Source organism: Marinobacter sp. MA (assembly GCF_048298425.1).
GTDB lineage: Bacteria > Pseudomonadota > Gammaproteobacteria > Pseudomonadales > Oleiphilaceae > Marinobacter > Marinobacter salsuginis.
In genome coordinates this window covers 2,882,933-2,896,216 of sequence record NZ_CP103058.1, presented here as the reverse complement: position 1 = coordinate 2,896,216, position 13,284 = coordinate 2,882,933, and the positions used below count along the sequence as shown (strand labels likewise).

The following is a 13,284-nucleotide window of genomic DNA, read 5'->3' as shown; positions in this document are numbered from 1 at the left end:
CCCGCAATCATTAACCTCATTGTTTATCCAATGAATGGAATAAGCCAAAGAATAACTGTCGGTGTTTTATGGAACCTAGCCAGCTTATTTTTGGCTAGAGGCTCTACAACGCTGTTCACAGTTTTTCTTGCCAAACTGCTCGCCCCCGAGGCATTCGGACTTGTGGCGATGGCAATGGTAGCGTTCGAACTAGCAAATGCCTTTGTGACTTCTGGCCTCGGGCAGGCCCTGATTCGGAGTAAGGACGTATCAGGAATTGATTTGAATACGGTGTTCTATTCAAATTTTGTCCTGAGTTTGGTTGCCTATGTAGCGCTGTTTATTGGCGCGCCTTTCGTTGCTGAGTTTTACAACCAACCTCAGCTAACTGGCTTGCTTCAGGTAATGGGGCTGGTTGTTCTCGTCAATGCGAGCAAGGTAGTTCAAATAGCGGTACTGAGTCGCCAAATGAATTTCAAGGCTCAGATGCAAGCCAATACTCTCGGTGCCGTTAGCTCGGGGATTCTAGCGATCGCGGTTGCGCTCTCTGGATGGGGCGTTTGGAGCCTGGTGGTCATGATGCTGGGCCAGGCCTTGGTGTCGGCTGGAACACTTTGGCTGATTAGCAAATGGCGGCCTGGGTTGGAGTTTAGCTCCCAGTCTTTTCGTCGCCTTTTCCGTTTTGGCCGGAATCTACTTGCCGAGGGTCTGCTTTCAGTTCTCTATCAAAACTCGTACGTTCTTGTAATAGGTCGATTCTTTAGCGCAGAAGTTACTGGCTTATATTTCTTTGCCAAAAAAGTCAGTAATCTGGTTTCCCAGCAGTTGGCCGCTGCCGTGCAGCAAGCCACGTTCCCGGCTCTGGCTACGCTGCAAGATGATACGGATCTTCTCAGGCATAAATACCGGCGGATAATGCAGATGACGATGTTCCTGATGGCTCCCGTGATGGCATTAATCGCGGGCCTGGCTTCATCGCTGTTCGAGCTCCTCCTGGATGACAGTTGGTCGGATGCTGTTCTGTTCTTGCAGCTTCTGTGCATTGTCGGGTTCCTTTATCCGGCGCACATGCTTAATATCAATCTATTAAATGTAAAAGGTCGTTCAGATCTCGTTCTTAAGGTGGGCCTGTTGAAGAAGGCAGTGAACGTGTCGTTACTCTTTGCAGCGATACCCTATGGCGTGATCGGAATTGTCTTCAGCCAAGTACTTGGTTCATTGATAGCACTCATTCCAAATACGTATTTTACAGTGCGTTTTATTAACTATTCCCTAAAGCAGCAGTTATGGGATCTTCTGAAACCAGCAGTGTCAGCTACAGTTGCCGGCTACTTCTCGTTCCTATTATCAGAAAACAATGGCGACCCTTCGATTGTCTGGCTATTGCTGGGAGCCTGTGCAGGCTGCTTCATCTACTTGCTGAGCAGTTTTTTGCTGAGGGTAGATGGTGCCATTATTTGTATGCAGCGAGCACGATTGATTATAGCGCGCCGGTAATCCTGAATTCGACCTTCTCATGAGCCTGATAAGGAACGCGTTTGGAATTGTGGAAAAGGAAATCGTTTGTGATTCAGAAGAATATTGATACTTTTAGAAAGTTACAAATAGATGATTTGCCCTCTGAGTCAGAAATCATGAAACACTGGCATGGCGATCGAGCCATTCCAGAGGTTAGTGTAATTTGCAACACTTATAATCATGAGGAATATATAGAGGATGCCTTGAAGGGTTTTCTCATCCAAAAAACGGATTTTCCTTTTGAGGTTAGTATTCATGACGATGCCTCAACTGACACAACAGCAACCATAATTGAAAAATATCAACGTAAGTACCCGAATATCATCAAATCCATCATACAAGCTGAGAATCAACGCTCTAAAGGTATGCGGCCAACATTGTTGAATTTTCCGAATACGAAAGGAAGGTTGATTGCGATGTGCGAAGGCGATGATTTTTGGTTTGGCTCGAACAAGTTACAGCAGCAGAAGGAATTACTTGATAAAACGCCGGACGTTGATCTGTGCACGCACCCTGTCGCAAAAATAAATACAGATGGACGGATCTTATCTACCATTCTAGGAAAACAAAAAAAGAAACTAATTAATGCTTCGAGAGCCATTAAAGGTGGCGGAGGCTGGTGTGCGACTTCATCACTTATGGTACGAAGAGAAATAATAGATAAATTTGCTAATCAATTTCAACACGTTCCGGTCGGGGACCTGGTTATAAAATGTTTAGGGTCCGCTAGAGGTGGTGCCGTTTTCTTAAACGAGAATTGCTCCGTATATCGGGTAGGTGTCCTTGGAAGTTGGTCCGCAGCTAGGGGAAGAGAGGGGCGATTGCTGAATTACCATCGCAGAATGCAATCCTGTCTTACGGAGCTGGGTAAACTTGAAGAGTTTTCGAATTTTAATGATGAGATCAATTTCCTTAGGAGTAAATTCACTTACTCCGCCAGCGTTGATTATTTGAGGCTGAAAGATTATAAGATGTCTGCACGATTAATTGCTAATAGCTTCCGCTTAAAGCCCTTTTTAAGTTTTAGACAGGTGTTGCTGGGAATATTGCTGATGCCATTTTTGATGTTAAGATAACTCAGCAAAATACAAGCTATTAAGTTATTGATTTCGTGGGACAGAGCGTAAAGGTAGAACCTTTGAGCGTAGAGGATGTTAAAAGATGTGGGTCAGGAACGATTAGGTGTATCTCTATCTTTTACCGTTAATTTTGGTGTTTGGGGCGAGACTCTTTTTTTTCAGGGGGAGGTTTTCGCCTTTTAGAAAATATGGCGACTTTATACTATTGCTTTACTTGTTCCCTCTGGGCTTTGCCATATTTTATGCCAAAGCGGTCGAGGCAACTAGCTCTCAAGGACCGAGCTTCTCTGCACTTCTTTATTTGAGTTTGGCATTAATAATATACTTTTCCCCGCTTTTCTTTCATCAGTCAAGAAAAGAAGTTAAAATCAATCTCATTGATAAGAATATAGTTTTATTTCTTTGTGTCGTTCTTGTTTTTGGTGGCTTCTATTCAATTATTGTATTTTTCCCAAAAGCATCGTTTGCGCTTAGATTTGGGGCCGAAGACCTCCGAGCGTTGACAAATTCTGGCGATTACTCTGTCTTATCTGGTTCAATAAAAGATACTATCGCTGTTGGCTTTTCTGTATTTTTCGGTCTTAGCCAATTATTGGCATTTCTTATCTTAGCAACTAAAATATTCGGTGCTTGGAGTAACTTTTGCGCATTTTCTTTAATTTTTTCGAGCTCTTCTTATATTTTTAACTCTTTGGCCTTCGCAGGCAGGGATGGAGTAGTTTTCTGGTTGTTCTCGTTCGCCTTTTGCTATGTTTTTGTCCGACGATGGGTTGACCTCAAGTTGCCAAAGCTTTTTTGGCTAGTTCTTGTGATATTTTGTGTTTTAGGCGGTGGTGCATTTATTTTAATTACCATTGATCGCTTTAATGAGGTTTTCTTTATTTTTGCGTACGGCGCACAGCAGGTCCATCAGTTCAATGCTCAGTATGTGATCGATCCGCCATTGTATCATGGTTGGAACGGTTTCAGAGAGATATTGTCGTTGTTGGGTGTTGGTGGTGAAATTGATCGCGACTATCATTGGCAATATTATCTGAATCGAGATGTAAATCCTTGGACCTTTAAGTTTTTTATAGGCTCTATCTTCAGGGATTTCGGGAAAGTGGGCACGATGCTTTTTCTTATGGTCACCTCATTGTTGATGTGGTTAATGCTGATTAAAAAGTACAGTCAAGATAGCGTCTCTAGGATTACGTCATTTGGCCAGATATTGGCGATCTATCTTTATAGCCAAGTCGGGTTCATGGGGGTTTTTTATTTTAAGCATTCGGCGCTCAATTTGTATCTTGTGGTTTTCTTTTTATTAATTTTTGGTTTTGGCTTGTTAAGGATTTTTGGGTTAAGGTGGTTTGTATATTTTAGATAATCATTTCTTCTTTAATCTTCGCTGATTGATTGAGTTTTAGATACAATGCAAGTCTATTTTAGTAAGCTGATGATTTCTGGGCTTTATTCTTGTTTTCGCTTTTTCAGGTTTTAGTTTTACCTAGATGCTTTTATCCGGGTGAAAGTGTTTGAGTTTCTTTATAAACTGTGTCGCTTCAATATTTAGTTGATTTGATCTAGAACCTTATTTGCGATGTTGGGTTAAGCCGTAAGGTCCTTTTCGTTTGAATTCTGTTTTTGCATAGGTGGGATAGTTATGAATAAACCTCATGTCATCGGTGAAGGGTTAATCGCAAAGGCTTTCGCAGATTCATGGTTTGACGATGAGGTGGTAATATTTGCGTCAGGTGTTTCGCGTTCCAGTGAAACCAGGCAAAGTGAGTTTAGTAGAGAAAGAGAATTGCTCAACAAAGCTTTGCGTAAGTTTCAAGGTTCAATTTTCATTTATTTTTCCTCGACGAATGTTGTGTTGGGAAGAGATAGCGAGTATACGAAACATAAGCGTAATATGGAAGATTTGGTTAAATCGTGTGGATGCAGTTTTTACATTTTTCAATTGCCTCAGGTTGTGGGCGTTGTCAACAATAATACATTGGTTAGCTATTTGGTTAGATCGCTTTTCGCTCAAAGTACCTTAGATGTTCAAATTAATGCTAAAAGAAATTTAATCGGGGTGGAGGATCTCGTTCGGGTTGTGACAGAGGTTGTCAATTCAGGAAGGTCAGCAAATACTGTTCAGATAATCGCATCTGCCTGTAATGTTAGCGTTGTCAAAATAGTTGAGGAGATCGGTGCGATCATGGGCCTGAGTCCTGTCTTTCGAATGGAAGAAAGGGGGGATGATCAATCTGTGTCGATAGAATTTCTGGAGAGTTTTTTAGCGCCAGACGATCCATTGCTGCAGCCAAATTATTGGCGGAATGTTTTAAGGTACTATGTCCCCCGTCTCATGAGTCGTTTCTGTGAATAAAAAAGTGCTTATTAATTGCTCCAATCTTCACACTGGAGGTGGCGTGGCGGTAGCGTCTTCGTTTCTGGATTGTGCGAGCAAGCAATTGGAAGGGTCTTCCGCCGAAATCCACGTCCTGGCATCGAGCGAAGTCAATAAGAACCTCATTTCGCTCGGCGCGGATGTTCGATCGTTTTCATCTTATGAGGTTAAAGACTTTTTTGGCGTTTCGGCTCTTTGGAAGGGCCTTAGCCAGAGATTAACGGGCTATGATGTAGTGTTCACTGTCTTTGGTCCTAGTTATGATTTCGCTTTCGGTTTGAAACATATTATGGGGTTTGCCCAGCCAAATATAATTTATCCCGACAACCCTATCTTTAATAGCTTAGACCGGAAAAGCCGGTTTTACACAAGAGTCAAATATTTTATTCAGGAGTTGTTCTTTTGGAAAGCGAGCTCTTTGGTTGTTGAGTTAGATCATGTAAGAAGAGGTTTAAAGCGAAAGGCTCTTTTCGGCACTAAAAGCATTACTATTGTAGAAAGTGCTGTGCATTCTGTTTACTCAGATAGAGGTAAATGGCTTGACCTAGACCTTCCCGAGGCCTCCGGAGATATCAAACTGGGTATTATTTCCAGAAACTACCCCCACAAGAATCTAAAGGTGCTTCCAGGCGTTAAGGCGATTCTTTCAGAGAAATACGGTTTGAACGTGTCGTTTTATGTGACGTTTACTGACGGAGAATGGCAAGCCTGTAACGCCCAATTCAGGGAGAACATTATTAATGTTGGCGGGTTGCGTTTAGCTCAATGCCCGACATTCTACGCTAAAATGGATGGTGTGATCTTTCCGAGCCTCCTGGAATGTTTCTCAGCCGTGCCGATTGAGGCTATGAAGGTCGAAAGACCGATTTTTGCATCAGACTTAGACTTTATCCACGATGTCTGCGGTTCTCACGCTGAGTATTTTGACCCTCTTGATGAAGCGTCAATTGCTAGATCAATTTATGAGTATTTTGAACTGCCTGAGAAAGTTCGGGCTGAAAGGGTTTCGGCAGCGCGCGATTTTGTTAAGAGGTTCCCTGGTCCGGAGATCCGGGCGCGCCGCTATCTGGAGCTTATTGAAAACGAGCTGAACGCTAACTGAAAGGCAGTATATGTTTGACGAAAAGAAATTGTTGATTACCGGAGGCACTGGGTCGTTCGGAAATGCAGTCCTGAACCGGTTTCTTGATACTGATATTGAAGAAATCAGGATTTTTAGCCGGGATGAGAAAAAGCAGGATGACATGCGCAAACGCTACGCCAATCCGAAGCTGAAGTTTTATATTGGCGACGTGCGTGACTACACCAGCCTGCTGAATGCTACCCGGGGTGTCGATTACATCTTCCATGCTGCTGCGCTCAAACAAGTTCCCTCCTGTGAGTTTCACCCGATGGAGGCGGTGAAAACAAACATCGTTGGAACGGAGAATGTACTTGAAGCGGCGATACAGAACGAAATCCGGCGTGTGGTTTGTTTGAGTACCGACAAGGCGGTATATCCCATTAATGCCATGGGCATATCCAAGGCGATGATGGAAAAGGTGATGGTAGCCAAATCTCGGAACGTGGATCCGGCGAAGACGGTCATCTGTGGTACTCGATACGGCAATGTGATGGCGTCTCGTGGTTCCGTGATTCCGTTATTCGTCGACCAGATCCGGGCCGGCAGGCCGTTGACGATTACGGACCCGAACATGACGCGGTTCATGATGACGCTTGCAGATGCCGTAGACCTGGTGCTTTACGCCTTTGAGCATGGCGAAAATGGTGATCTGTTCGTCCAGAAGGCACCTGGAGCCACGATCGAAACGCTGGCTCGGTCCCTTACAGATCTGCTGGGAAAGCCGGGGCATCCCATTAATGTCATTGGAACGCGCCATGGCGAGAAGCTGTTTGAGGCACTTCTTAGCCGGGAGGAAATGGCCTGTGCGGAAGACCGTGGCGGGTATTACCGTGTACCACCGGATTTGCGAGATCTGAACTACGGCAAGTATGTTGAACAGGGTGAAGAGAAGATCTCCCACACCGAGGATTACAACTCTCATAATACGGAGCGCTTGGACGTCGCTGGCATGCAAAGCCTGCTGCGCAAACTTGATTTCATTCGTGCCCTGGAACGGGGTGAATACCTTAACCCGGAGGATTGAGCCATGAAGGTACTGGTTAGTGGCGCAAACGGGTTTATTGGTAAAAACCTGCTGATGCACTTGCGTGAAATAGGTGAAATGGAAGTGGTCCCCTTCACTCGGGAGCACTTCGAGGCGGATTTGCCAGCTTTGCTTGAGGGTATTGATTGGGTTATTCATTTAGCCGGGATCAATCGCCCCGAAGACCCTTCAGAGTTTGTCACCGGAAACGCCGGGCTCACGCAGGTATTGTGTCAAGCCGTCCGTGATGAGGTGCAACAAAGCGGTCGCAAGATCCCGGTGATTTACACCTCATCCATTCAGGCTGAGCGGGAGAACGATTATGGGAGCAGCAAGCGGGCCGCGGAAGAGGCGTTATTGGCACTGAACGGAGATACCGGTAACCCAGTACATATTTATCGACTGCCCAATGTGTTTGGTAAGTGGGCGCGCCCCAATTACAACTCGGTTGTGGCGACCTTCTGCCACAATGTTGCGCGGGACTTGCCCGTTCCGATTAATGACCCGGACGCGCTAATCAACCTTGTGTACGTAGACGATGTAATCAGCCATTTCCTCTCGCTGATGAAAGGGAAGAGCAACGCCTCTGGTGCCTTTGCGGAGGTAGAGCCTGTTTACCAGATTACCGTGGGTGACCTTGCGAACCAACTTAACCGCTTTAAAGCCACCCGGGACAACCTGATAACAGAACCCGTTGGCACCGGCCTTACCCGCGCCTTGTATGCCACATATGTGAGCTATTTGCCGCCAGAACGGTTCACCTACACCGTGCCACAGCACGGCGACGAGCGCGGCGTGTTTGTAGAGATGCTAAAAACCCAAGATGCTGGCCAGTTTTCATTCTTTACTGCCCACCCCGGGGTCACCAGGGGCGGGCATTATCACCATTCCAAAACCGAGAAGTTCCTGGTCATCAAGGGCAAAGCCTGTTTCCGTTTCCGCCATATGTTGACCGACGAGTTTTACGAGCTGTTTACGGCCGGGGACAAGCCTGAGATTGTTGAAACCGTGCCGGGTTGGACTCACGACATCACCAACGTGGGTGACGACGAGCTGGTCTGCATGCTCTGGGCTAACGAGATTTTTGACCGGGACAACCCGGACACGTTCTCGTGCCCGGTGGGTACTGAAGCCTGAACAGATTTAGGAAGACCATGAAAAAACTGAAAGTAATGACGGTGGTCGGCACCCGGCCGGAGATCATTCGGCTATCACGGGTAATGGCCAAGCTGGATGAATACTGTGAGCATATTTTGGTTCACACCGGCCAGAACTATGATTTCGAGCTGAACGAAATTTTCTTCCAAGACCTGGGCATCCGTAAGCCGGATCACTTTCTGAGTGCGGCAGGTGCCAGTGGTGCGGAAACCATCGGCAATGTCATCATCGCGGTGGATCGGGTTCTGGCGGAGGTTCAGCCCGAAGCGCTACTCGTTCTGGGCGACACCAACAGCTGTATGGCGGTCATCCCAGCCAAACGCCGAAAGATCCCTACATTTCACATGGAAGCAGGTAACCGCTGTTTCGATATGCGGGTACCGGAAGAGATCAATCGCCGAATCGTAGACCATACCGCTGATATTAATCTGACATACAGCACCATCGCGAGGGATTACCTGTTACGGGAGGGGCTGTTGCCTGATCGGGTAATTAAAACCGGCAGCCCAATGTTTGAGGTGCTGAACCACTTCCGTGATGGCATTGATAGTTCGGATGTTCTTGAACGACTGGGCCTCACCGAACGTGAGTTCTTTGTAGTGAGTGCGCACCGGGAAGAGAACGTTGATTCCGACCGTAATTTCGGGGCACTGGTGGAGACTCTGAATGCCGTGGCGGAGCAGTATGGCTATCCGGTGATTGTATCCACCCATCCTCGTACTCAGAAGCGGGTGGACGCAATAGGTGTGAAATTTCACAAGAATGTGCGCCTGCTCAAGCCGCTCGGTTTCAAGGATTACAATAAGCTGCAGTTAAGTGCGAAATCCGTTCTGTCTGACAGCGGCACTATCAATGAGGAAGCCTCCATTTTGAATTTTCCGGCCCTGAACATTCGTGAAGCCCATGAGCGTCCGGAAGGTATGGAAGAAACTGCAGCTATGATGGTGGGGCTTTGCGTCGAGCGTGTGTTACAGGGGCTGGCTATTCTGGAAAAGCAGGGCAGGAACGATGAGCGTTCCATGCGGCTGGTCGAAGATTACAGTATGCCCAACGTGGCAGAGAAGGTTGTCCGCATCATTCATAGCTATCGAGATTATGTGATGCAGACGGTTTGGAAGCAGTACTGAGGGGGCGTCCTTGAAAGTTTTGGCCATTCACCGGTTTTACTGGCCGGACACGCCGCCGTATGCGTCGATGCTACGAGCCATTGTTGGTCAATGGGTTCGAGATGGGCACGATGTGGATGTGCTCTCTTCCCAGCCTTCTTACAAGGCGGATGTCGAAAACCCAAGGCAGCCACCCAAGGAGCGCGTGGATGGTGCGAGCGTAATTCGTCTTAATTTGCCATCAGAGGCGGGAAAACCCTTGGTGCGTATTTTTAACGCATTGGTCTTGGGCCTGGGAGTGTTTTGGCAGGCCGTCATTCGGAAACGGTATGACGTCATCATGGTGTCGACCTCACCGCCAGTGTTGGCAGGCTGGTTTGTGGCGGTGGCGGCGAAATTGACTGGCGCTCGCTTTATCTATCACTGCATGGATATTCACCCGGAAATTGGTCGTATTTCCGGTGAGTTTCGGAATCCTCGGGTGTTTTCGCTTTTGTCACGTCTGGATAGGTGGACCTGCAACCAGGCGAGACCGGTGGTAGTTCTGTCAGACGATATGGCCGAGACGTTAGTCGCCCGCAAACCTGATAAACCGCCGCAAACGGCTGTGATCAATAACTTCAGCTTGCCATCGGAAGGCGGGGCAGTTGATGAGCTGTCCTTTCCCTGGCCGAAAGAACCGTTCGTGCTGCTTTTTGCCGGTAATATTGGCCGTTTTCAGGGCCTTGATATTCTACTCGATGCCATGGCCAGTTTGCGTGGCCGGCAGGATATTCGGTTGCTAATGATGGGAGACGGTACCGAGAAAGAGCGACTGAGTCGCAAAGCGAAGGAAAATGGCGCAAATGTCTCCTTCGTCGGCCATCAACCCGTTGAAGTTGCGAAAGCTGCAATGGCAAAGGCCAGTGCAGGCTTTGTGAGCCTCGTGCCGGAGCTCTACCATTATGCTTATCCCAGCAAAACTATGACCTATCTGGAGCAAGGCTGCCCTGTTCTGGTCGCGGTTGAAACTGACAGTTGTCTGGCGAGGGATGTGATGGACAATGGCGCCGGAATGGCAGTTCCCGGCGGCGATGTCGATGCCCTTGTGACCGCCATTCTGTCCCTTGCCGATGACTCCGAGAGCCTGAACTTAATGAGACAAAAGGCACTTGACTTTTCTAACTATGCTTTTGGGACGGATGTCGTCCTAGCCAGGTGGTCTTCCCTTCTTCAACGTAATTCGGAAGTTTGAATGAGTAATACGGACATAATTATTGTTGGGGCTCCCCGTTCGGGCACCAATATGCTGCGCGATGCGCTCACGTCTTTTGATGGTGTTTGCACTTGGCCTTGTGACGAGATCAACTATATCTGGCGCCATGGCAATGTGCGCTATCCATCTGATGAGATTCCCTCACAACGGGCGACCCCGGCGATAAAGACTTATATCCAGCGGCAATTTGACAACATCCGAGGAACATACGATGCGAATGTGGTCGTCGAGAAGACCTGCGCAAACTCGCTTCGTGTGCCTTTTGTGGATGCGGTTCTGCCCGATGCAAAGTATATCTTCATCTACCGTGACGGTATTGATGCAACCGGCTCGGCGAAGGAGCGCTGGACGGCAAAACTGGATATCCCCTACATCCTGGAGAAAGTGCGCTTTGTTCCCAAAACAGATCTGCCGTATTACGGCTTGCGTTATTTCTGGGCGCGGATATATCGGCTTTTATCGCGAGACAAACGACTAGCTTTCTGGGGGCCTGCTCTGGACGGCATGCAGAATATCCTACAAAACCACACCTTGAACGAAGTGTGCGCCCTGCAATGGCAACGTTGCGTGGATAACGCGGAAAAGGCATTTTCCGACATGCCGGCCGAAAAAGTGGTTCGTGTGCGCTATGAGGATTTTGTTCGCCAGCCTGTAGCAGAGCTCACTCGCATTCTTGAGTTTATTGGTAAAGGGGTCGATCCGGAGAAAATTGCTAAAGCGGTGGATGGTGTTTCACCACGCAGCTTGGGTAAGGGCCGCAAGGCGCTCGGTGAACAGGAAGTGGCAAATCTGGAGGCCTTGGTAGGGGAGACGCTGAAGCGTTATGACTACCTCTGACTCCTCACCCAGCCCTGCTGCGGGCCTCGGAACCTCTCAGGCGCTGCAGAAGCGGGCATTCGATCTGTTTTTTGCGGTGCTCGGGCTTTTGGCGACCTGGTGGCTTATCTTCTTGGCCTGGATGGCCGCCAGTATCGATACCCGTTCCAATGGTTTTTTCATTCAGAAGCGAGTAGGCCGGCATGGCAAAATCTTCCACGTGGTGAAAATGAAAACGATGCGTCCGATTGCGTCGCTCGAGACCACGGTCACTCGCCGAGGGGACCCTCGGATTACAAAGTTGGGAGCCTTTTTTCGCCGTACCAAAATCGACGAGCTGCCCCAGCTCTGGAACGTTTTATTGGGCGATATGAGTTTTGTTGGCCCAAGGCCGGATGTTCCCGGTTTCGCGGATAAACTTCAGGGGGAGGAGAGAGCGATGCTCGCCATTCGGCCTGGCATTACCGGCCCCGCGACCCTCAAGTATAGGAATGAGGAGGAGCTCCTGGCTGGTCAGAGTGATCCCGAAGCCTACAATTGTGAGGTTATATGGCCGGATAAGGTGCGAATCAATCTGGAGTACATCCGGAACTGGTCTCTTCGTCGGGATCTTCAATACATATTGGAAACGGTGTTTCATTAAATGCTTAACGGACCTTTTTCCCCATGGCCATCCTTCACTGAGGAAGAGGCCAACGCTGTACGCGATGTCTTGCTTTCAAACAAAGTGAACTACTGGACCGGACGGGAGTGCCGCGAATTTGAATGTGAGTTTGCGGGCTTTTCCGACTCGGAGTATGCCATTGCTTTGGCCAACGGCACCTTGGCATTGGATTTGGCCCTGAAGGGGCTGGGGATTGGCCCGGGTGATGAAGTGGTGGTTACTCCCCGAACATTTCTGGCTTCAGCGTCCAGTATCGTAACCGCTGGTGCCACACCAGTGTTTGCGGAAATAGACCGGGATTCTCAGAATATTACGCCGGAATCCGTTCGTAAGGTGATTACCCCTCGTACCAAGGCAATTATATGTGTTCACCTGGCAGGGTGGCCCTGCGAGATGGATGGCTTCATGGCGCTTGCTGAAGAGCATGGTTTGTACTTGATTGAAGATTGTGCCCAGGCTCATGGTGCCCGCTACAAGGGGCGTTCGGTGGGGTCGATTGGCCATGTTGGTTGCTGGTCGTTCTGCCAGGACAAGATCATGACCACGGGCGGTGAAGGTGGCATGGTGACCACTAATGATCGGGATTTGTGGAAACGCATGTGGGCCTATAAGGATCACGGGAAAAGCTGGGATGCTGTGTACGAGCGTGAGCACCCTCCGGGTTTCCGTTGGTTGCACGAGAGTTTTGGTACCAACTGGCGGATGACGGAAATGCAGGGCGTTATTGGCCGCATTCAGTTGACGCGCATGCCGGATTGGCGTGCGGCCCGCCAACACAACGCCAAAGCCATCTGGGAAGCTGCCCGTAAGTTGCCGGGGCTGCGTGTCCCAGAATTGCCTGAAAACGTCGAACACGGTGCCTATAAGTGTTACGTGTTTGTGGAGCCGGGCCAGCTCGCAGAGGGTTGGGACCGAGATCGGGTCCAGCAGGAGATATTAGAGGCTGGCGTACCTTGTTTTTCCGGATCTTGTTCCGAGGTTTATATGGAAAAGGCATTTGATGGGACTGATTGGCGGCCCGAGCAGCGTTTGGCAATCGCCGAGGAGCTGGGGGAGACCAGTTTGATGTTCCTGGTACACCCCACTCTGACTAAGGCTGAGATTGAAAAGACTTGTTCAGTGTTGGCCGATGTTATGGCTAAGGCTGCAGCCTAAAAGCTAATTCACACCGCTTAAAGAGTAGTT

At 48.4% G+C, this 13,284-nt stretch carries 12 protein-coding genes; all 12 read left to right on the top strand.

Translation table 11 applies throughout. From position 1 onward, the window contains the following. The first annotated feature begins 30 nt into the window (after positions 1–30). The 12 genes from NUW46_RS13390 (at position 31) to NUW46_RS13335 (ending at position 13,254) form a co-directional block, all read left to right on the top strand. On the top strand, positions 31–1,476 hold the full coding sequence (locus NUW46_RS13390) for a lipopolysaccharide biosynthesis protein (protein ID WP_418140333.1): 1,446 nt from the start codon (positions 31–33) through the stop codon (positions 1,474–1,476). Between the two features lie 68 nt (positions 1,477–1,544). Next, entirely contained in the window at positions 1,545–2,573 is a 1,029-nt protein-coding gene (locus NUW46_RS13385; RefSeq protein WP_418140332.1) for a glycosyltransferase family 2 protein, read from the top strand. A gap of 106 nt (positions 2,574–2,679) precedes the next feature. Further along, the gene (locus NUW46_RS13380) at positions 2,680–3,942 is read left to right on the top strand and encodes a hypothetical protein (RefSeq protein ID WP_418140330.1); all 1,263 of its coding nucleotides are present in this window, start codon (positions 2,680–2,682) and stop codon (positions 3,940–3,942) included. 276 nt (positions 3,943–4,218) lie between these two features. Continuing rightward, positions 4,219–4,932: a hypothetical protein gene (locus tag NUW46_RS13375; protein ID WP_418140329.1), complete on the top strand. Its 714-nt coding sequence runs from the start codon at positions 4,219–4,221 to the stop codon at positions 4,930–4,932. Next, complete coding sequence (locus NUW46_RS13370; RefSeq protein WP_418140328.1) at positions 4,925–6,055, top strand: glycosyltransferase; 1,131 nt, start codon at positions 4,925–4,927, stop codon at positions 6,053–6,055. Before NUW46_RS13375 ends, NUW46_RS13370 begins: the two co-directional genes overlap by 8 nt. 10 nt (positions 6,056–6,065) lie before the next feature. Next, positions 6,066–7,100, top strand: a complete 1,035-nt coding sequence (locus NUW46_RS13365) for a polysaccharide biosynthesis protein (protein WP_418140327.1) — start codon at positions 6,066–6,068, stop codon at positions 7,098–7,100. A 3-nt stretch (positions 7,101–7,103) separates the two neighbouring features. Continuing rightward, the gene (gene wbjC / locus NUW46_RS13360; protein WP_418140326.1) at positions 7,104–8,237 is read left to right on the top strand and encodes a UDP-2-acetamido-2,6-beta-L-arabino-hexul-4-ose reductase; all 1,134 of its coding nucleotides are present in this window, start codon (positions 7,104–7,106) and stop codon (positions 8,235–8,237) included. Positions 8,238–8,254: 17 nt separating this feature from the next. Further along, a complete protein-coding gene (gene wecB, locus NUW46_RS13355; protein WP_418140325.1) occupies positions 8,255–9,385 on the top strand; it encodes a non-hydrolyzing UDP-N-acetylglucosamine 2-epimerase in 1,131 nt (376 codons plus the stop codon). 10 nt (positions 9,386–9,395) lie between these two features. Next, on the top strand, positions 9,396–10,598 hold the full coding sequence (locus NUW46_RS13350; RefSeq protein WP_418140324.1) for a glycosyltransferase family 4 protein: 1,203 nt from the start codon (positions 9,396–9,398) through the stop codon (positions 10,596–10,598). Further along, the gene (locus tag NUW46_RS13345; protein ID WP_418140323.1) at positions 10,599–11,456 is read left to right on the top strand and encodes a sulfotransferase family protein; all 858 of its coding nucleotides are present in this window, start codon (positions 10,599–10,601) and stop codon (positions 11,454–11,456) included. Continuing rightward, positions 11,443–12,078 (top strand): sugar transferase, encoded by a 636-nt coding sequence (locus NUW46_RS13340; protein WP_418140322.1) that lies wholly within the window; start codon positions 11,443–11,445, stop codon positions 12,076–12,078. The genes NUW46_RS13345 and NUW46_RS13340 overlap by 14 nt, the downstream gene beginning before the upstream one ends. After that, positions 12,079–13,254: a DegT/DnrJ/EryC1/StrS family aminotransferase gene (locus tag NUW46_RS13335; protein WP_418140321.1), complete on the top strand. Its 1,176-nt coding sequence runs from the start codon at positions 12,079–12,081 to the stop codon at positions 13,252–13,254. It begins immediately after the preceding gene. Positions 13,255–13,284: the final 30 nt, after the last annotated feature.